Below are 19,259 nucleotides of genomic sequence, written 5' to 3' on the forward strand. Positions count from 1 at the left end.
CCCGTGCAATGGATCAATCCGTGACCCGCAATCTCGACCGCAAGATCGATCTGATCGACACCGCGCCGCGTTTCAGCGATACCGATGCGATCCGGCTCAACAATCTGTTCCGGGGCACCGATACGCAGGAGATGCTGCGTTCGGTGATCCGCGATGGCTTGGCGGGCGATCTTGCGGTGGTGTCCAGCTTCGGCGCGGAAAGTGCGGTGCTGCTGCATCTGGTGGCGCAAGTGGACAAGGGCCTGCCCGTCCTGTTCCTCGAAACGCACAAGCACTTCCCCGAAACCGTCGCCTATCGCGATCAACTCGTGAATGTGTTGGGCCTTACCAATCTGGTGATCGTTGAACCCGAAGCCGAAGTGATCGCCCAAAAGGACGAGAACGGCTTGCGCTGGTCATGGGACCCGGACGGCTGCTGCGAAATCCGCAAGGTTGAGCCGCTGGCCAAGGCGCTGCTGCATTATGATGCCTCGATCACCGGGCGTAAGGGCTTCCAGTCCTCCACCCGCGCAGGCCTGCCGCGCTTCGAAGTTGACCATTCTGACGCCCAAGGACGCTTCAAGATCAACCCCTTGGCATCATGGTCCAAGGATATGCTAGAAGCCTATTTCACCGAGCATGACCTGCCGGCGCATCCGCTGGTGGCGCAAGACTATCCCTCAATCGGCTGCGCCCCCTGCACCACCCGCGTTGCTCCGGGCGAAGACCCGCGCTCTGGCCGCTGGAAGGGCTGGGACAAGACCGAATGCGGCATCCATTCGCCAACCGACGGCAAGCCGGGCGATGAATTGCCGCCGGGCTACGATCCCATTTTCTAAAGCCAGCCAGCTTCGCGATACCACGCGGCTGTCGCGTGCAGGCCCATCTGCGTTTCGACCTGCGGCATCCAAAGTGACGGCGGCGGCTGATTGCCCGCACCCACGCGCCAATCGGGGTGGCACATATAGCCCACGCGATCCAGCGTCAGCTTTGCCCCAGCCCCACGAAAACGCGCATCCAGTTTTGCGCCAAGACGCAGCATGCCAGCTGGCAGACTCAACGCTGTAACGCGCTTGCCCAAGGCCATGCCAATCGCTTTGGCAAGGCCGGAGTGTGTCCAGCCACCAGGCGTTCCATCGTCCGGCTCAAAAGTCAGATGGGTGACGTCCTCATCGCCCGGAATCAGCGCGAGCAACAACCGCGCAAGATCGCTGACGTGAATCAATGACAAGTGACCTTGCGGCGGAAGCGGCATAACGCCGCGCTTCGCCAGCTTGAACAGCTCGAACATCTCTGTATCGCGCGAACCATAAACCGCAGGCGGCCGCACTACCGTCCAATCAAGGCTGCTCGCCTTGACCACCTTTTCGCCGCGCAGCTTCGACTTGCCATAAACCGACAAATCCGGCTCACGCGCCGAAAGCGAGGAAACATGGATAAAGCGCGGCACCCCCGCATCCAACGCCGCGTTGACCACGTTCAACGTGCCCCAGACGTTGCCGTCTTCGAACCCCTGCGGATCAGGTGCGTTTACCACGCCCGCGATGTTGAGCACCACGCTGGCCTTGCCCACCAACCGCTGCAATGCGCGCCGGTCTGACAGATCGCCCTGCACCCATTCCACGCCTGCCCGCGCTTCTTGCGGACGGCGCGTCAGGGCCCGAACTTCAATTCCGGCGCGGGCGGCATATTCAAGAACCGCCTGCCCGACGAACCCGGTGGCGCCTGTAATCGCCAGCAATTCTGCTGCCATTACAACAGCACCATCTGGTCACGATGGATCAGTGCAGATCGCGGCGCATAACCGAGCAACGCTTCATGCTCACGGCTGGGGTGGCCCAAAATCTTCAGGCATTCCGCCGCGTCATACTCGGAGAGCCCGCGCGCCAGTGTCTGCCCATCCGGCCCCAGCACCGCAATCGCATCTCCGCGCTGAAACGCGCCGTCAACGCCGGTAACGCCCGCCGCCAGCAGGCTAGACCCGCGTGCCAGCGCAGACGCAGCGCCAGCATCAACATGCACCGCTCCGCGCATCCGCATTTTGCCGCCCAGCCACGCCTTGCGCGCCTGTTTGCGCCCGCGTGGCAGAAACAAAGTGCCGCGATCTGTCTGCAACGCCGCCGCAATCGGCGACACCGGCTGCCCATCGATGATCGCCAGCGCAATACCCGCAAACTCGGCAATCTCGGCGGCTTGCAGCTTTGACGTCATCCCGCCAGAGCCAAGCCCCGATGACGAACCACCCGTCGCCATCGCATGGATTTCAGACGTCACCCCGCGCACCACCGGAATGCGCACAGCATCCGGCTCGCGCGGATCACGGTCATAAAGGCCATCGATATCCGACAGTAGCAACACCGCGCTCGCCCCTGCTGCCTGCCCGACACGCGCGGCCAGCCGGTCATTGTCGCCAAACCGGATTTCCTGCGTGGCCACCGAATCATTCTCGTTGATCACCGGCACCGCGCCCGCCACCAGCAAAGTGCCCAGCGTGGCCGTCACATTAAGATAGCGCCGCCGGTCCTCTAGATCTTCCAGCGTAAGCAAAATCTGCGCCGCCGTCAGCCCGTGCCCCGCCAGCAGTTCGGCCCAGAGCCCCGCCAGGGCAATCTGCCCCACCGAAGCTGCCGCTTGCGCATCTGACAGGCTGCCGCGTCCGCCCTTGGCCAGTCCCAGCTTGCGCGCGCCCAAAGCAATCGCGCCGGATGACACGACGATCACTTCCTGCCCATTGGCCCGCGCCGCAGCAATCTCGGTCACCAAAGCCGCCAGCCATTCACGGCGCGGCGCACCATCTTTGCCAACAAGCAGCGCTGATCCCACCTTGACCACTAGGCGTGGGCAGGCGGCAGCATCGTTCAATTGGGCAAGCTGGCTGATCTTCATATCGGTGCCGCTTAGGGCAATTGTGACGATGCGTGAAGGGTGAACGGTCGTATCTCTAGCGCAATTCAGCCTTCAGATGGGCGACCACGGCGTTTCGTCATCGGCATCTTCCACCTCGCCGTTGGGGCGTTCGGTGATTGTGGCGGCAGGCAGATGGCCCAGCACCGCATCCAGCAGCGCATCGATGCCCTTGCCGGTCGCGCCCGAGATCGGGAAAACCATGTCTGCGCCTGCGTCCAGCAGTTCCTGGGTAAAGGCCTGCACCAATTCTTTATCAACCAGATCGATCTTGTTCAGCGCCACCAAACGCGGCTTGTCACCAAGGCCCGCGCCATAAGCTTCAAGCTCGTCCTCGATCACACGCATGGCCTCTGCCGGATCGGTGTCGCTATGGATGTCAACGAGATGGATCAGCACGCGGCAGCGTTCAATATGCCCCAGAAAACGGTCACCAATGCCGGCCCCTTCCGCTGCACCTGCGATCAGGCCGGGAATGTCGGCGAGCACAAATTCACGGTTCCTGTGCCAAACCACACCCAGCTGCGGGCGAAGTGTAGTGAAAGCATATGCGCCCACTTTGGCTTTGGTATTGGTAATTTTGTTGATGAAGGTGGATTTGCCCGCATTCGGCAAACCAACCAAACCCGCATCGGCCAGCAGTTTCAGCCGCAGCCATACATACATTTCCTCGCCCGGCCAGCCGGGGCCGCATTGGCGCGGGGCCCGGTTGGTTGACGATTTGTAGGATGCGTTGCCGCGCCCGCCGTCACCGCCGCGCAGCAGAACCACCTGCTTGCCCACTTCGGTCAGGTCCAGCAGCACCGTCTCGCGGTCATCGTCCAGCACTTGCGTGCCAACAGGAACCCGGATCACAAGATCTTCACCGCCCGCGCCGGTGCGGTTGGCCCCAGCGCCGCCCATGCCGCGCTGCGCCTTGAAATGCTGGGTATAGCGGAAATCGATGAGCGTATTCAGCCCGGCCACCGCTTCAAACACGATGTCGCCGCCCTTGCCGCCATTGCCACCGTTGGGGCCGCCGTATTCTTCATACTTTTCGCGGCGAAAGCTGACCGCGCCCGGGCCACCCATGCCTGAACGGATGAAGATTTTTGCTTGGTCGAGAAAATGCATGACGGCTACCTGATCCAACAACAGGCCCGGAAAAACTGCCAAAGCGAATGTTGCCGACAGATAGAAACCGCGCAAGGCCTGCTTGAAACATGCGGTTCTGATGATGCCTGACAGAGCCAACGGGGCTACCCCCGGCTTTGCGTAAAGGCTCGGTTGCCGGCATCACATCCAACGACAATTGCCGCCAGAGGCGCTGCCCTTAGCGCAGCGCCTCTGTTGTGACCAGACTGATTCTCACCCAATCAACGCGAAGGCTCTTTAGCTTCCGCCAGCACCCGAGGTGGATGCGCCATAACGCGCTTCCCACTGGGCCAGATCGTTGCGGTAGATTTCATACCGGCGATAAAAGTCATCAAACACAACTTCGATGCTGGGCAGGCTGCGAACCGCAAACGGCTCAAGCTCGGCTGATTTGATCGCAATCCCGTCGCTCATCACAGCATTCACCGCATCACAAAAGTCCATGAGCGTCGGCGGCAATGCGTAATGATTGTAAACCGAGGTGATATAGCTTTCGCGCGGGGCAATGTATTTCGCGCCGTAACGCGCCTTGAATTCTGCATCGAGCTTCTTGTTAAACGCGTTCAGCGCCTTGCCATGCGTTGTGAGGAAGGTTTTGTAACGCGGCAGAATCTCGGCATGTTTTGGCGCGTTGCAATTGAGCGCAGCCACGTTGAAGGCCGAGCGCAAGTTCCACACGATCTGCGTGTTCGAAATGTCGCGGTTGATCGACCGGCGCAAACCATTGGCGTCGGCTGGCGGCAGATAGATATTGCCCGAAGCACCGTTGGGCGGCGTTGGCTTTGGCGGAATCACCACAACTTTGGGCGGCGGTGGTGGCGGTGGCGGCGGTGGCGGCGCTTTTGGCGCGCACGATGCCAAGCCAATGGCCAGCGCTGAAACAATCAGAGTTGGCGCAATCGCGCGCCGGATACGAAGCATTGGCATTTCCCCGAATGATCCTGTCGACTGCAAAAATTCTGATAACCAGAAACTTGGGCAACCAGAAGTTTGAGCCTCGGATCCTTTCTGCAAGCTTAAAAAAATTCCTTAGCGCGGCAGTAGCGACATAAGAAAGCCCAAGACATAAAAAACCCGACGAGCCGAAGACCCGCCGGGCTTTATCTCATTTACTTAGGCGGTATCAGCGACGCTCGCCCAGGAATTGCAGCAGGAACTGGAACATGTTGATGAAGTCCAGATAAAGGCTCAAGGCGCCGAGAACGACGGCCTTGCCTGCAAATTCCGTACCCGCAACATAAGCATACTGCTCCTTCAGGCGCTGCGTATCGTAAGCGGTAAGGCCCGCAAAGATCAGAACGCCAAGGAAGCTGATAGCCCAGCCGAGGCCCGAAGACTTCAGGAATATATTGAGCAAAGAAGCGATCAGCAGGCCGAATACACCCATGATCAGGAAGCTGCCCATGCCGGACAGGTCCTTCTTTGTGGTGTAGCCATAAAGGCTAAGGCCGGCAAAAGCGCCTGCTGTGGCGAAGAACGTGGTTGCGATCGAGGCGCCGGTATAGACCAGAAAGATGGTCGACATCGACAGGCCCATCGCCACGGCAAAGCCCCAGAACATGCCCTGCAAGGCTGTAGTGGAGAACTTGTTTGCGCCAAAGCTCATGAACATCACAAAAGCAAGCGGTGCAAGCATGACCAGCCACATCAGCGGCGTGCCGGCAACAGCTTGCGTCACGCCCAAGGTCACTGCCATCAGAGCCACGGCACCTGAAAGCAACACGCCCGAGGCCATGTAATTATAAATCGACAGCATATGACGGCGCAGGCCCGCGTCGAACACTTCGCCGCGAGTAGAAGCGCCGGAAAGGCTCGGAGACGCGCCGAAGCCCCTTCCGGTGGGCTGCTGGTCGTTCCAATTTGCCATTTTCAAAGCTCCGTTCTGTGGCCCCGATGGCCACCTCTTACGAATATCGGCGCAGTCACGCCAAGTTTCAAGCGAAACCGGCATAATGGACGCACAATGATTTGTAACGAATTGTTGCCAAGCCTATCCGCGCATCCGCGCCTGCTCGGTCATTTCGGCACTACGGTCACGCGCGCCGCGCAAGGTGCCTTCCATCAGCAGGGCCAAACGGCGTTCAGCATCAAGAATATCAATGCCCACTTGCGTCACACCACCGGGACTGGCGACCCTGCGCGCCAATTCTCCGGGTGAGTGCTCTGATGCCGCTGCCAGCATGGCCGCTCCCTCCACCATCGACAATGCCAGCCGGTCGGCTTGCTCGCGTGGCAGGCCCAGCGCCGTTGCGCCTTCGGCCAGCGCATCGATAAAGCGATAGACGAACGCCGGTCCGGACCCTGCAAGGGCTGTCACCAGATCCATCTGGTCCTCGCTCGCCAGCCATTCGGCTTGGCCCAGCGGTGCCATCAACCGATCGGTCAGCGCCTGCGCCGTGCCGTCGGCATCGCCAAACAGCGCAATCGGCGATTTGCCCAGCGCTGCCGCAAGGTTGGGCATCACCCGCACGATAGCCTTGGCCGCGGGAAACGCCGCGCGCAAAGTGGCAAGGTCAACGCCCGCAAGGATCGACAGCAACAGCGTTTGCGCGCCGACAAACGGCTGCACCATTGCCGCCGCATCGGGCAACTGCTGTGGCTTGAATCCGAGTAGCACAACATCAAACGCGGCCTCACCCGCGGGAGCTGCTTCCAACAGGCGCACGCCTTCAGGCGCGGCCTTCAGATAGGGATCAACGATAGTGAAACTCTCTGCCGCAAAGCCGCCTTTCAGCCAGCCCTCCAGCATCGCCCCGCCCATATTTCCGCAGCCGAACTGGAGCAGTTTCATCGTCATCAGCAATCAAGCCTCGCCCGCAGCATCAACCATTGCGCTTGTCAGCGCTTCGGCCGGGCTCTTGTCGCCCCACAGCACAAACTGGAATGCAGGATAGAACCGGTCACACTCATCTACCGCTGCTTCAATCGCGGCCTGCGCCTGGCCCAAACTCAGCAAGCCGTCATCGCCCAGCATCAATCCATGGCGGTAAAGCAGCACCGAACCGTTGGACCACATATCGAAGTGGCCGATCCACACTTGCTCGTTGATCAGCGCCATCAATTCGAAGACCACGGCTTTCTTGTCATCGGCTATCCGGATGTCGGGCAAGCACAAAATCTGCAAGACATGATCTTCAGCGCGCCAGATTGCGCGAACTTGGTAACTGGCCCAAGACCCTTGGATTTCCCCGCTCACTTCGTCATCCGAGACGAATTCGCAGGGCCAACCGCGCGCCTCGAAAAGTGAGGCGATCATGTCGACGGGAGCTGCCTCATCGCGCTCATTGTCGTCATGGCCGGTCCGCATGGTACGTCCCCTGAACACTCGATGGGTCTCCCCGGATGGGCGGCCCCCGGCAAGGCGTTGTGCCGAACCTGCCGTCGACCGCATCCATGGGGGGTGGACCCCCTTAAGGACAATGACCGGTTAACAGGCGGTTGGGCAAAACTCGATAAGCCTGTGGGAAAGCTGTGGACAAGGACTGAACAATGCCCCGCCTCATATCCCCGCTACTTTAAGGAAAGCGTATCGACAGCCTGCCCCGCAGGACTTGTCCATTGATAGCTCGCAACACCATCTTTGCTCAGCTTCGTGATGAATTCTTGCGCCGAAGCCTCGCTTTCGAACGGCCCTGTCAGCAAACGGTAATTGGTGCGCCATGGTGAAAGATAAGGTTTCCGCCCCCGGAAAACGGTTGGCGCTTCCTTCACCATGCGCCGCCATTCTTTGTCCATCACGTCTTTGTTGGCGCCGGTCAGTACCTGCACCCAGATCCGGCTCGGGTGGCTCGGCGCGGCCTTCTTTGCTTTGGCGTCCTTTGCATCCTTGGCGTCTTTGGCCGCCTTCTTCGGATCCTTGGCCGCAGCCTTGACGTCCTTGGCCGAGAGCTTTTCCGGCACTTTGGCGCTCGTGCGCGAAACGTCGGTCGGGCCATCGGGGCGCTCGCCGCGCGGATCAGGTTTTGCCTGCTTGACCACCGGCTTCGGCGCGATCTTGGTAATGTCCACCGCTTCAACCGGAGCCTGCCGCTCTTCCGCAGGTGGCGTAAATGTCTTGAACAGGCTGGCCAGGTCAGCTGGCTTATCCTGCGCAGGCGTGGGTTGAACCACCGGTATTGCCGTCGTGTCCAAACCCGACGCTGGCATTGGCACCAATGCGACAGTTGCTGTTTGCGAAAGGGCCGACGGGACAACCGCAGGGGGGGCTGTCACCTTCGTGGTCCCACCGACCAGCGCCAGATCGAATCCGGGCGCTGGGCTGGACGCGGTGACTTGTGGCGGCGTTTGTTTGCTCACCGGAGCAGGTTGCACTGCCTGAGGCTGCGTCGCCACCGTTAGCGCTGGTGCGGGAGTCGGCCCTGGCGTTGGTGTTGGCGTTAGCGCAACCAAAGCCTGCGGTGCGCGGACCGGCGGTACAGTGGCACGCGGCGCGCCAGGCGGCAGATCCAGCACTGAGAGCACACCCGCGCGCGCTGCTTGCGACGAAACGCGGGGATTTGCCGCAGGTGTAGCGACAGCGGAGCTTGGCGTTACTACCGTAACCTTTGGCTGCGGCAGCGCTACAGCAGGTTTAGCCGCAGCAAGCGTCCGATCTTCGCGTCCGGGCCGACGACGCTTGTCGCGGCTCGCCTTTTCAGTGCTTGCCGAAGGGCCAAGTGCTGCGCCTGAAGGGATCAAGCCGGCTTCAGCCACCCGAGGCCCACGCGGGTTCAATGCCGCATATTGCACGATCCGCAGGTCATCACGGCCAATATCCGCAGCCCTCGGAAAACGCCCGAAATTGGCCGCAGCCGCCTGCTGCGCCGGGGTCAGGCGCGGCATATAGCGCAAATAGGGCGCGATCCCCGCAGCCAAATCCTGCGGCATCGAAGCATAGGCCACCGCCACCGCTTCATCAGGGCCACCCGTTACCGCCATCACAAACGTGCGTGTGCGCCAAGTTGGCCGGTCTTGCCGGTTAATCAAAGGCGCGATCAAGGCTTCGGCGCCGCGCCGGTCACCCGAAATCGCAAGGCTGAGCGCATAGCGGCGGGTAATTTCATCATCCGACCCTTTGCTCAACGCCACAGGATACCAGCGCTGCGCCCGGCCATTGTCGCCCACCAAATCATAAGCCAGCGCCCGGTCTGCCGCCATGGCGAACGTATCAGCGCCTGCCCGCTCGGCTTCGTCAAAGGCTCGGACCGCCTCCACGGGGTTCTCGGCGAGAAGATGCGCCCTGCCCATCAGCACTTTAGAGCGTGGATTGCCGGGCTGAAGTTCCTCGGCGCGCTTCAAAAACCCGATAGCTGCGTCACTATCCCCCAGCTTCAGCGCTGCTTCCGAAGCCTCAAATAGCGCAAAAACATTGCGGGGATCAGCCGCAAGCCGGGCAAGCGATAGGTTCAATTCGCGGCTGGGGCTTGGCGCGGTGGATTGCACGACCGGACGCGAAACCGTCACCGGTGCGTCAGGATCACTATCCACTTGCGCCAATGCAACCGAGGACGCCGCCGATGAAAGCAGCGCCAGAGAAAGCCTTAACCCTGAACCGGCAAAACCGGGCGCGCGTGTAAAACGAATCGTCATCCGGCAGCGCCCATACAAACCCGAACATGAAGCGGCGGCAACGTACCGCCGCTTCGATAAAATTTACTGGTTGTTCTGACGACCAAGGAAGCGCGGTATATTCAACGCGTTACCATCGTCAGCCTGCTCTTCATCACGGCTTCCGCGAGACAGATTGGCCATCCGTTCAAACAAAGTGCTGCCCCCGCCAGACGGCTTGGCAACAGGCTCCTCCAACGGGCGGCTCAAACGCTGCATCGAAGGGTCAGCCTGCGGCACCTGCTCTGCCGGTGCCTCAATTCCGCCCAACAGCAATTCATCTGCCTGTGGATCAGCAAACGCCTCTTGCGCTTCTGAAAGGTTGAGCGGCATCTCAAAGTCTTGTGGCTGCTGCGCAACCGGCTGGTAAGGCTCGGATGGCGGTGCCCATACCGGCTGCTGCGCGGAATCCGTCATCACAGGCGGCGGCGGTGCGAAGGTTGGTGCCGTCGATGCCGATGCCGGCACCGCTGGCCCGCGCGAGGTAGATGGCATCGTCATCGGACGCGATGCGACCTCGGCCTGCTCAACGCTTTGCTCGATCCCGGTTGCAACAACCGAAACCCGGATCTTGCCATCAAGGTTGGGGTTAAACGCCGAACCCCAAATGATATTCGCGTTGGGATCAACCAGTTCACGGATGTGATTGGCCGCTTCATCCACTTCAAGCAGCTTCATATCATCGCCACCGATGATCGAAATGATCACACCCTTGGCGCCTTGCATCGAAACGCCATCGAGCAGCGGGTTGGCAATCGCGCGCTCAGCCGCTTCCAGTGCACGGTTCGGGCCTTCACCTTCGCCCGTTCCCATCATCGCCTTGCCCATTTCACCCATGACCGAGCGCACGTCAGCAAAGTCGAGGTTGATCAGACCTGGCATGACCATAAGATCGGTGATCGAACGGACACCTTGCTGAAGCACTTCGTCGGCAAGCTGGAACGCTTCCTTGAAAGTCGTCTCGGCCTTGGCCACCAGAAACAGGTTCTGGTTTGGAATGACGATCAGCGTATCGACATGCTTTTGCAGTTCTTCGATGCCGCTTTCGGCGGCGCGCATGCGGCGCGTTCCTTCAAACAGGAACGGCTTGGTCACCACACCCACTGTCAACACGCCCTTGCGGCGCGCGGCTTCGGCAATAACGGGGGCAGCGCCCGTGCCGGTGCCACCACCCATGCCGGCGGCGATGAACAACATGTGGACGCCCTCCAGCGAACGCTCAAGGTCTTCCAATGTCTCTTCGGCAGCAGCACGGCCCACTTCAGGGCGGGCACCAGCGCCAAGGCCTTGCGTGATATCTGGGCCAAGCTGGATGCGGTTCTCGGCGATCGAATTGTTCAATGCCTGCGCATCGGTATTGACGACAACAAAGTCGACGCCTTCAATCTTGGCGTTGATCATGTTGGCGATGGCATTGCCACCTGCGCCACCGACGCCGATCACCGTAATCCGGGGACGAAGTTCGTCAATTGCCGGCGGTCCGATGTTGATGCTCATTGTCGGTCTCCCAATCGGGTCAGTCATCCGCCGATCATGGCGTAAAATAAAGCTCTACTAACCTGTGGCACAAGGACGACCAACGAATCAAAGGCCGATCAAGCTTTTCCACAGGTTGCAGCACTATGACGGGTGCAAATACAGCCATTTCCGATGCGGAACACCGGATAAGACCATCAAAAATAATCTTTCAACGCCCGACCCAGCCGATTCAGCAACTTCATGCCCTTGTAACTGCCACCTGCTGAATAGGCTGGGCCAATTGTTCGAATGTCGACCGGATCTGCCGCCGCAAACAATACGAGTCCCACCAATGTTGATGAACTGGGCGTCGCATGAGCGGGCGGCAGGCCCAACATTGTCGGCGGTGAACCGATCCGCACCGGCCGTCCAAGCGCCGACTGGGTGTAATCGGCAAGGCCCGGCAATTGTGCGCCGCCACCTGTCAGCACCACTTGCTGCCCGGTCTGCCCGACAAAGCCCATGGCCTTCAACGCCTTGGATACTTCTTCGGTGAAAAAACCCAGTTGCTGCGTGATCACCGAGATCAGTTCGGCGCGCGGGATGCGGTTCTTGTCGTCGGCATGGCGCGCCACCGGCCCGCCTTCGGGATCGCCCGGCGCGTTTACCGGAATCAGCTCGCGGTGATCGGCAGGGCTGGCAATGGCAGAACCGGACATGCATTTCAGCCGCTCTGCCTGATACCGGCGGATGCCGAAGGCCGAAGCCACGGCATCGGTAATATCGCCAGAACCATACTGGATCACCATCATGCCCAGCAGCATGCCAGCGGCATAGACCGAAACGGTCGTCACTTCTGCGCCAAATTCCACCAGTGCCACACCCAGTTCGCGTTCTTCGGGCGTGAGGCAGGCGTGCCCTGCCGCGATTGGCGATGCCACCACGGTTTCCACATCAAGGTGCGCATTCTGCACCGCTTCGCGCAAGTTGCGGACGGGCGCACCATCGGCCAGCATAACATGGATATCCACGGCCAACCGCTCGGCATGCAGGCCCTTGGGGTTGGGTACGCCGTGGGCACCATCGAGCGTATAATGCGCCGGTTGCGCGTGCAGCACCGTGCGGCCATCGGGTTCGATCATTTCGCGTCCGGCCACCAGCAAATGCTCGATATCGTCCTGCTCGATCCGCCTGCCGCCGATGTCCACCTCGACCCGCGTTGTGGTGCTCATCAGCCCTGCCCCGGAACAGCCGATCCACACCTTCTGGATGCCGATGTTGGCCATCTTTTCGGCGCGCTCTATCGCATCGCGGACCGAATGCGTGGCGGCTTGCATGTCAGTCACATAACCGCGCCTGATCCCTTGCGCGGCGCGGTGGCCTGAACCCAGAACAATCATCTCTCCCGTTTCCGACACCCCTGCGATCATCGCAGACACGCGAAACGAGCCGATGTTTACGGCAGCAAAAACCTTTGAAATCCGGGGCGCGGCCATGATCCTGGCTTATCCCTCATCAGACTTTTTGGCCGATTGTGCCTCAACCTGGTCTTCGGCGGCAGCATTGGCCTTTTCGCGCCTCGCCTCTGCCTTGGCCTGCTCAACGGCCAGTTTCTCGGTTGCAACATCATCCGCATGTCCCGGCACGCGCATGTAAATCCGGTCGCCGGCACGCATGTCAAACGCCGCAACTTTGCCTCCCAGCAACCGGTTGACGCCGTCCATACGCGCAAAGCTCAGCAAGGCGCTCGCCGCCTTTTCATCACCTTCGGGCAGGACCAGCATCTGGCCGGTCTTGAACGTCAGGTTCCAGCGGCGATTGCCCACCCATTCCGCTTCGGCAACTTGCGGCTTCAACGCAGGAGCGGCTTCCAACAGGTGCGTCAGGTCTTCAACCCGCTTGCCCACACCCGGTCCAGCCAAAACCAGCATACCCTTGGCGCGGTCCTGCTTGATCGGCTCTAGTTCGGCGCCCGTCTCGTCAATCAGTACCATGCGATCAGGCTTGCGCAAAACGGCGTGCGGGCTGCGCTCGATGATGTCGATCACCAATGTATCTGGCAGTTTGCGCGATACGCGGGCGTCCTTGACCCACGGCAGTTCGTTCAGTTCATCGCGCAATCCGCCCAGATCAAGCGTGCTCATCGCGCGATCGTTCTGGCCCAGAATACGCTCATAAATTTTCAATTCGTTCATGCGGTTAACGCCGCGCACTTCAAGATGGCTCACCTTGAACCCGGCGTCCGATACCATAAGTGCCGCCTGCTCTGATGCCAGCGCGGGGATATTGGCCATCACCGCCACGGTCCACACAATCGCCGCTGCAATCGCCAGCACCGCCGTCATCACAATCTTGTGCAGCGTCTCCTCGCTGAACGGCAACCAGCGCATCACGCTATCGATCAGGGAACCGGTCTGCTGGCGCGCGGTATGCACCTTGCGCTGCGTGTTACGCGCCGCTGCTGCCCGCCGTACGCCCTTGCCGCCACGCTTGATCGTCTGCGCCATGATGATCAGCCCTTTCCGGAATCGTTGAGCGCTTCGGCGATGATCGCCTCCACCAGATCAGGATAGTCCATGCCCAAAGCCTTGGCCTGTTCGGGCACAAGGCTCAGCGGCGTCATCCCCGGCTGGGTATTCACCTCCAGCAGAAACAAGCCTTCGACGCCCTGATGATCGTCCCAGCGGAAGTCCGAACGGCTGGTGCCCTGGCAGCCCAGCAACTTGTGCGCGCGCAGGGCAATGTCCTTGCACGCTTCGGTGATCTCGTCAGGGATTTGCGCCGGACAGATATGCTCGGTCATGCCCTCGGTATATTTGGAGTCAAAATCATAGAAGCCCGACTTCGGCTTCAGTTCCGTCACCAGCAAAGCACGGTCGCAAATCACCGCCGTGGTCAGTTCCAGCCCGCGAATGAAAGGTTCGGCCAGCAGTTCGTCAAACTCCTGCCAAGGACCAACCGCATCCGCCTTGATCGGATCGCCATAATTGCCCTCCGCAGTAACGATCGCAACACCGACCGATGATCCCTCATTGACCGGCTTCAACACATAAGGGCGCGGCAGCGGATCACCGCGATACAACTCCTCGGTGCGCACAATGCGCCCACCGGGCATCGGAATGCCATGCGGCACGAGCGCCTGCTTTGTCAGTTCCTTGTCAATCGCGATGACCGACGTCGCCAACCCAGAATGCGTATACGTCAGGCCCATAATGTCCATCAGGCCCTGAATCGATCCGTCTTCGCCGGGCGTTCCGTGCAGCGCATTGAACACCACGTCCGGCTTCGCTTCAGCCAAGCGCAAGGCCACATCGCGGTCCATATCGATCCGCGTCACCTGATGCCCCTTGGACTCCAGCGCCTTGGCAACGCCCTCGCCCGACATGAGGCTCACCGGCCGCTCGCTCGACCAGCCGCCCATCAGCACCGCGACATGAAGTTTCGGAAGTGTCACGGCCTGCCAATCCTCTTGATTTCCCATTCGAGTTCCACGCCCGAGTGCTGCTTCACCCGCCGACGCACTTCCTCGCCCAATTCTTCGATCTCGGCGCTGGTCCCCTCGCCGGTGTTGATCAGAAAGTTGGTGTGTTTCTCGCTCACTTGCGCGCCACCGATGGTGAGGCCACGGCAACCGGCCTTGTCGACTAGTTCCCAAGCCTTACCCCCATCGGGATTCTTGAAAGTGGAGCCTCCGGTTTTTGACCGCAGTGGCTGCGATGCTTCACGCGCGGCGCTGATCCGGTCCATCTCGGTCTGGATCGCGTCAGGCTCGCCGGGGTGGCCCCGGAACCGCGCGGCGACCACAATGCAGCCATCAACCAGTTCGGAATGCCTGTAGGAATACCCCAATTCCGAAAGCGGCAGCGTGGCAATCTCGCCCGAGCGGATCACAACGTCGCAATCGATCAGCACATCCTTCACTTCGCGCCCATAAGCGCCACCATTCATCCGCACAAAGCCACCAACTGTGCCCGGAATCGACCGCAAAAACTCAAGACCCGCGATGCCATTGTCGCGCGCGGTGGATGAAACGAGGATGCCACTCGCCCCGCCTCCGCAATTCAATGTGACCTCGTCCACCTTCTCGACTTTGGCGAAAGCCTTGCCCAGCCGGATCACCACGCCCGGAACCCCGCCATCGCGCACGATCAGATTGGAACCAAGACCCAGCGCCATAACCGGTATGCCCGGCGCCAGACCTGCCAGAAAGTCTTGCAGATCAGCCACATCCCTGGGCTCAAACAACCAATCAGCCGTGCCGCCAGACTTGAACCACACCAGTGGTGCAAGCGGTGCGCCAGGTGTCAGCTTGCCGCGCGGGACAACACCCAAACCAATCTGCCCCCCCTCCTCTTCAGAGGAGAGGGTTGGGGGGTGGTGTTGGCCCAACCCAGTCACGCAGCGCTCCGTTCACGCACAATCGCAGCGGCTAGTCCGGCAGCCCACTTGGTGATATCGCCTGCGCCGAGGCACACGACCATATCGCCAGCCTGCACCACGCCCGCCAATTCCAAGGCCAAAGCATCCGCGCCGCCAATCAAATGCGCAGAGCGGTGCCCGCGCGCCTTGATCCCCTCAACCATCGCAGCGCTATCCACGCCCTCAATCGGCTGTTCACCGGCAGCATAGACAGGCGCAGCATAGACCACATCGGCATCGTTGAACGCGCCCTGAAACTCTTCCATATGGTCGCGCAAACGGGTGAAGCGATGCGGCTGGACAACGGCGATCACGCGGCCCTGCACGCCTTCGCGCGCAGCCGCAAGCACGGCGCGGATTTCGACAGGATGGTGGCCGTAATCGTCAATCACGGTGACCAGACCTTCGCCCACAGCCACTTCGCCCACATTGGTAAAGCGACGCTTGACCCCGCCAAACTTGGCAAAGCCGGTGCAGATCAATTCGTCCGAAACGCCCATTTCCGCAGCAACCGCCACAGCCGCCAGCGCGTTCTGAACGTTGTGACGGCCCGGCATCGGCAATTCGAGACCTTCGATCCGCCGGAACGAACCATCGCGTTGACGCAGCATCACATCAAAACGGTTGCCGCCCGGAATTGGCGTCACCGCCTCGCCGCGCACATCGGCCTGAGCCGAAAAACCGTATGTCACCACGCGGCGGTCACGCACTTTGGGGATGATCGCCTGCACTTCAGGGTGATCGATGCACAGCATAGCTGCACCATAAAACGGCACGTTTTCAATGAATTCGACGAAGGCTGACTTGACCTTATCGAACGAGCCGTAATGGTCGAGGTGTTCAGGATCAATGTTGGTAACCACCGCCAAAGTGCCATCAAGGCGCAGGAACGAACCATCGCTCTCGTCGGCCTCAACCACCATCCAATCGCTATCGCCCAACCGCGCGTTGGAGCCATAGGAATTGATGATCCCGCCGTTGATCACCGTCGGATCAACTCCGCCCGCATCGAGCAGGCAGGCGATCATCGAAGTCGTCGTCGTCTTCCCGTGCGTTCCGGCAACCGCAACTGTGCTTTTCAAGCGCATCAGTTCGGCCAGCATTTCGGCCCTGCGCACAACCGGGATGCGGTTTTCAAGCGCGGCGACAACTTCGGGGTTATCGCGCTTCACAGCGGTAGAGGTCACGACAACCGCCACGCCAGCGACGTTCTCGGCGCGCTGGCCGATCATCACATCAATCCCGCGTGAACGCAGTCCTTCCACGACATAGCCTTCCGCCATGTCCGAACCCTGCACCGCGTACCCCATGTTGTGCATCACTTCGGCAATGCCGGACATACCAATGCCGCCGATCCCCACAAAATGGATCGTGCCAATCTCGGTGCCAACACCCTTCATGCCAATTGTTCCTGACCCGAAGCTGCTGTTGCGCGCGTATCAACACGCAGTATGTCCATAATCGGTTCGCCTCCGAAGCTCTCCACCAAATCAGCCAAATCGCTGACCGCATTGGGCAACCCGCAATTCCACGCCGCATGGGCAGCATTGGAAAGGGTGCGCGGATGGAGCGCCATCGTCTGGATCTGCTTGGCCAGTTCCTTGGGCGTGAACCCGGTTTGCCGGATAGCCCGCGCGCCACCTGCGGCCACGATTTCGCGCGTATTGGCCGCTTGGTGATCGTCTGTGGCAATCGGCAGCGGGATCAGGATAGCGGGGCGGCCAACCGCCGTCAGCTCCGCAATGGTCGATGCCCCGGCACGGCCCACAAACAAATGCGCAGCCGCCAACCGCCCTTGCATATCCTCAAAGTAAGTGCCGAGTTCTGCGGGTATTTCATGCGCCGCATAACGGGCGCGAACCGCCTCAATATCCTCGGGGCGGCACTGCTGCGTCACCTGCAAACGATGCCGCAGAGCAGGCGGAAGCATCGCCAGCCCATCGGGCACCACTTCAGACAAGATCGAAGCCCCCTGACTCCCCCCCGTCACCAGCACGCGAAACAGGCTATCTTCGGTGAATTCCGGGAATGGCTCACCGCGCAACGCCAGCACTTCGGGCCGCACCGGATTGCCAACGCGGTGGACTTTGCCCCACAGCTTTGCATCCAGCCGCTCAACTTCGCCATAAGCCGTGGCGATGGCATCAACACGTTTGGCCAGAAAGCGATTGACGCGGCCCAATACGGCGTTCTGCTCGTGGATGACTGTCGGGATTTTGGCCGCACCTGCCGCCAAAAGCGCAGGCAAAGCGGGATAGCCGCCAAAACCGATCACGCAGGATGGTTCAAAGCTGTCAAACAACCGCAGGGCCATCGCGCGGCCCTGCCAGATCGCGCGCAGGCCCTTCCACAGCGCTACCGGGTTTTTACCCAGACGGCCTGCGGGCAACACATGGGCTGGCAGGAAATCGGGCTTGCCGGGAATCTTGGCCCCCCGCTCATCGGTTACCAAAGCAACGTGATGGCCGCGCCGTTCAAGCTCTACGGCCAGCGCAAATGCTGGAATCAGGTGGCCGCCAGTGCCGCCAGCGGCAAGCACGTAGTGTCGGGATACGGCGTTCATTTGCGTGTAAATTCCGAAAGATCAAACTTTTCCCGTGAAAGATAGGGGTTGCGGCGCGTAATCGCCAGCAGCAAACCCACCCCCGCAAGCAGCGCAATGGTCGACGATCCACCATAGCTGATCAGGGGCAAAGTCATGCCTTTCGAAGGGAAAAGTTGCAGGTTCACAAGAATATTGATGAAGGCCTGTCCGACGAGTTGCGCGGTCAGCCCGGCTGCGGCAAGGATCGTGAACAGGTCTTCCTCATCCAGCAGGCGGATCAACACGCGCAGCGCGATCACGCAATAGACCACCACCACCACACCACAGGCAACGAGGCCAAACTCCTCACCGATCACCGAAAAAATGTAATCGGTATGCGCCTCGGGCAAGGAGTTCTTGCGGCTGCCCAGCCACAGTCCGGTGCCGCTCCATCCGCCATTCAGCAAAGTGCGCATGGCCAGATCGACCTGATCGAATTCGCTACCGCCCGAGATAAAGCTATCGATGCGATTCGTTGCGTTGGGATAAAACAGGTAAGCCGCAATGACGCCGACCACGCCCAATCCCATGCACCACAACACGCGGGTGATTGGCAATCCGGACAACAGCGCCAAAACAAACCACACACCGCCAAACAACACAGTCGAACCGAAATCAGGCTGCGCCATCAGCAGCATGCCCACCAGCACCATGATCCCAATTGTGATTCCGATCACCGGAATGTTCGGATCGCGCACCCGCCATGATAATATCCACGCAATCGCAATGGCAAAACCGGGCTTCAGGAATTCTGACGGTTGCAAGCTGAAGCCGATCCACAGCCAGCGCTTTGCCCCCTTCACTTCGCTACCCAGAAGAGGCACCAGCACCAGCGCAAGGATCATCGCCCCTGCAAGGATGATGGCACCACGCCGCGCGGCTTCCTTGGGCAGGACCGACGCAAAGAACATGGCGATAAGGCCTACCATAACCCAGCGCAGGTGAATCCAGAAAAAGTACAGATCGCCCAGCGACTTGGTCGATGTGGACAAACGCCTTGCGCTTGCAGGTGATGCTGCGGCAACCGCAATCGCGCCGATCACCACCAAAAACAGGATCAGCCCCAGCAACATCCGGTCAATCTCGCGCCACCAGATCAGCAGTTCGCTGCGGCGGCTGCGGCGGAAACGCGCACCATGACCGACCACGCGAACGCCGCCTTCCGGCATCGTTGTGGTAACAAGGCGCGTGGGCG

Annotated in this window: 17 protein-coding genes; 1 reads left to right on the top strand and 16 read right to left on the bottom strand. The window is 60.5% G+C overall.

The window, feature by feature from the left end; genetic code table 11:
• The first annotated feature begins 8 nt into the window (after positions 1-8).
• Entirely contained in the window at positions 9-818 is an 810-nt protein-coding gene (locus IP81_RS01005) for a phosphoadenylyl-sulfate reductase (RefSeq protein WP_054106116.1), read from the top strand.
• Here IP81_RS01005 and IP81_RS01010 read toward each other — a convergent pair.
• From IP81_RS01010 to IP81_RS01085, 16 genes are all read right to left on the bottom strand, one after another.
• A complete protein-coding gene (locus tag IP81_RS01010) occupies positions 815-1,732 on the bottom strand; it encodes an NAD(P)-dependent oxidoreductase (RefSeq protein ID WP_054106117.1) in 918 nt (305 codons plus the stop codon). The two genes, IP81_RS01005 and IP81_RS01010, sit on opposite strands and share 4 nt — an antisense overlap.
• The gene (gene proB / locus IP81_RS01015) at positions 1,732-2,865 is read right to left on the bottom strand and encodes a glutamate 5-kinase (RefSeq protein ID WP_054106118.1); all 1,134 of its coding nucleotides are present in this window, start codon (positions 2,863-2,865) and stop codon (positions 1,732-1,734) included. Before proB ends, IP81_RS01010 begins: the two co-directional genes overlap by 1 nt.
• A 72-nt stretch (positions 2,866-2,937) precedes the next feature.
• Positions 2,938-3,996: a GTPase ObgE gene (gene obgE, locus IP81_RS01020; RefSeq protein ID WP_054106249.1), complete on the bottom strand. Its 1,059-nt coding sequence runs from the start codon at positions 3,994-3,996 to the stop codon at positions 2,938-2,940.
• Between the two features lie 258 nt (positions 3,997-4,254).
• Complete coding sequence (locus IP81_RS01025) at positions 4,255-4,938, bottom strand: hypothetical protein (protein ID WP_054106119.1); 684 nt, start codon at positions 4,936-4,938, stop codon at positions 4,255-4,257.
• Between the two features lie 202 nt (positions 4,939-5,140).
• Positions 5,141-5,884, bottom strand: a complete 744-nt coding sequence (locus IP81_RS01030; RefSeq protein WP_054106120.1) for a Bax inhibitor-1/YccA family protein — start codon at positions 5,882-5,884, stop codon at positions 5,141-5,143.
• Positions 5,885-6,007: 123 nt separating this feature from the next.
• Positions 6,008-6,814, bottom strand: a complete 807-nt coding sequence (gene proC, locus IP81_RS01035) for a pyrroline-5-carboxylate reductase (protein ID WP_197274472.1) — start codon at positions 6,812-6,814, stop codon at positions 6,008-6,010.
• Between the two features lie 6 nt (positions 6,815-6,820).
• On the bottom strand, positions 6,821-7,324 hold the full coding sequence (locus IP81_RS01040; protein ID WP_054106121.1) for a YbjN domain-containing protein: 504 nt from the start codon (positions 7,322-7,324) through the stop codon (positions 6,821-6,823).
• 203 nt (positions 7,325-7,527) lie between these two features.
• Entirely contained in the window at positions 7,528-9,585 is a 2,058-nt protein-coding gene (locus tag IP81_RS01045; protein WP_054106122.1) for an SPOR domain-containing protein, read from the bottom strand.
• A gap of 63 nt (positions 9,586-9,648) precedes the next feature.
• Positions 9,649-11,100 carry a cell division protein FtsZ gene (ftsZ, locus tag IP81_RS01050; protein WP_054106123.1) on the bottom strand — a complete coding sequence of 484 codons (1,452 nt, stop codon included), beginning with the start codon at positions 11,098-11,100 and terminating at the stop codon, positions 9,649-9,651.
• Positions 11,101-11,276: 176 nt separating this feature from the next.
• The gene (gene ftsA, locus IP81_RS01055) at positions 11,277-12,557 is read right to left on the bottom strand and encodes a cell division protein FtsA (protein WP_054106124.1); all 1,281 of its coding nucleotides are present in this window, start codon (positions 12,555-12,557) and stop codon (positions 11,277-11,279) included.
• A gap of 9 nt (positions 12,558-12,566) precedes the next feature.
• Positions 12,567-13,568, bottom strand: coding sequence for a cell division protein FtsQ/DivIB (locus IP81_RS01060; RefSeq protein WP_082355862.1), 1,002 nt, complete (start codon positions 13,566-13,568; stop codon positions 12,567-12,569).
• Between the two features lie 5 nt (positions 13,569-13,573).
• The gene (locus tag IP81_RS01065; RefSeq protein ID WP_054106125.1) at positions 13,574-14,515 is read right to left on the bottom strand and encodes a D-alanine--D-alanine ligase; all 942 of its coding nucleotides are present in this window, start codon (positions 14,513-14,515) and stop codon (positions 13,574-13,576) included.
• Entirely contained in the window at positions 14,512-15,399 is an 888-nt protein-coding gene (murB, locus tag IP81_RS01070; protein WP_197274486.1) for a UDP-N-acetylmuramate dehydrogenase, read from the bottom strand. Before murB ends, IP81_RS01065 begins: the two co-directional genes overlap by 4 nt.
• Positions 15,400-15,455: 56 nt before the next feature.
• Positions 15,456-16,880 (bottom strand): UDP-N-acetylmuramate--L-alanine ligase, encoded by a 1,425-nt coding sequence (murC, locus tag IP81_RS01075; RefSeq protein ID WP_054106127.1) that lies wholly within the window; start codon positions 16,878-16,880, stop codon positions 15,456-15,458.
• On the bottom strand, positions 16,877-18,043 hold the full coding sequence (murG, locus tag IP81_RS01080) for an undecaprenyldiphospho-muramoylpentapeptide beta-N-acetylglucosaminyltransferase (RefSeq protein ID WP_054106128.1): 1,167 nt from the start codon (positions 18,041-18,043) through the stop codon (positions 16,877-16,879). Before murG ends, murC begins: the two co-directional genes overlap by 4 nt.
• Positions 18,040-19,233, bottom strand: coding sequence for an FtsW/RodA/SpoVE family cell cycle protein (locus tag IP81_RS01085; RefSeq protein ID WP_054106251.1), 1,194 nt, complete (start codon positions 19,231-19,233; stop codon positions 18,040-18,042). The genes murG and IP81_RS01085 overlap by 4 nt, the downstream gene beginning before the upstream one ends.
• Positions 19,234-19,259 lie beyond the last annotated feature (26 nt).

Origin of the sequence: Novosphingobium sp. AAP83, assembly GCF_001295795.1 — a bacterium.
In the GTDB taxonomy this organism is placed as follows: Bacteria; Pseudomonadota; Alphaproteobacteria; order Sphingomonadales; family Sphingomonadaceae; genus Novosphingobium.

Excerpts from the sequence above, each read along its gene's own strand:
- IP81_RS01005 (WP_054106116.1), top strand. The coding sequence starts at position 9 with ATGGATCAATCCGTGACCCGCAATCTCGACCGCAAGATCGATCTGATC.
- IP81_RS01010 (WP_054106117.1), bottom strand. The coding sequence starts at position 1,732 with ATGGCAGCAGAATTGCTGGCGATTACAGGCGCCACCGGGTTCGTCGGG.
- proB (WP_054106118.1), bottom strand. The coding sequence starts at position 2,865 with ATGAAGATCAGCCAGCTTGCCCAATTGAACGATGCTGCCGCCTGCCCA.
- obgE (WP_054106249.1), bottom strand. The coding sequence starts at position 3,996 with ATGCATTTTCTCGACCAAGCAAAAATCTTCATCCGTTCAGGCATGGGT.
- IP81_RS01025 (WP_054106119.1), bottom strand. The coding sequence starts at position 4,938 with ATGCTTCGTATCCGGCGCGCGATTGCGCCAACTCTGATTGTTTCAGCG.
- IP81_RS01030 (WP_054106120.1), bottom strand. The coding sequence starts at position 5,884 with ATGGCAAATTGGAACGACCAGCAGCCCACCGGAAGGGGCTTCGGCGCG.
- proC (WP_197274472.1), bottom strand. The coding sequence starts at position 6,814 with ATGACGATGAAACTGCTCCAGTTCGGCTGCGGAAATATGGGCGGGGCG.
- IP81_RS01040 (WP_054106121.1), bottom strand. The coding sequence starts at position 7,324 with ATGCGGACCGGCCATGACGACAATGAGCGCGATGAGGCAGCTCCCGTC.
- IP81_RS01045 (WP_054106122.1), bottom strand. The coding sequence starts at position 9,585 with ATGACGATTCGTTTTACACGCGCGCCCGGTTTTGCCGGTTCAGGGTTA.
- ftsZ (WP_054106123.1), bottom strand. The coding sequence starts at position 11,100 with ATGAGCATCAACATCGGACCGCCGGCAATTGACGAACTTCGTCCCCGG.
- ftsA (WP_054106124.1), bottom strand. The coding sequence starts at position 12,557 with ATGGCCGCGCCCCGGATTTCAAAGGTTTTTGCTGCCGTAAACATCGGC.
- IP81_RS01060 (WP_082355862.1), bottom strand. The coding sequence starts at position 13,568 with ATGGCGCAGACGATCAAGCGTGGCGGCAAGGGCGTACGGCGGGCAGCA.
- murC (WP_054106127.1), bottom strand. The coding sequence starts at position 16,880 with ATGAAGGGTGTTGGCACCGAGATTGGCACGATCCATTTTGTGGGGATC.
- murG (WP_054106128.1), bottom strand. The coding sequence starts at position 18,043 with ATGAACGCCGTATCCCGACACTACGTGCTTGCCGCTGGCGGCACTGGC.
- IP81_RS01085 (WP_054106251.1), bottom strand. The coding sequence starts at position 19,233 with ATGCCGGAAGGCGGCGTTCGCGTGGTCGGTCATGGTGCGCGTTTCCGC.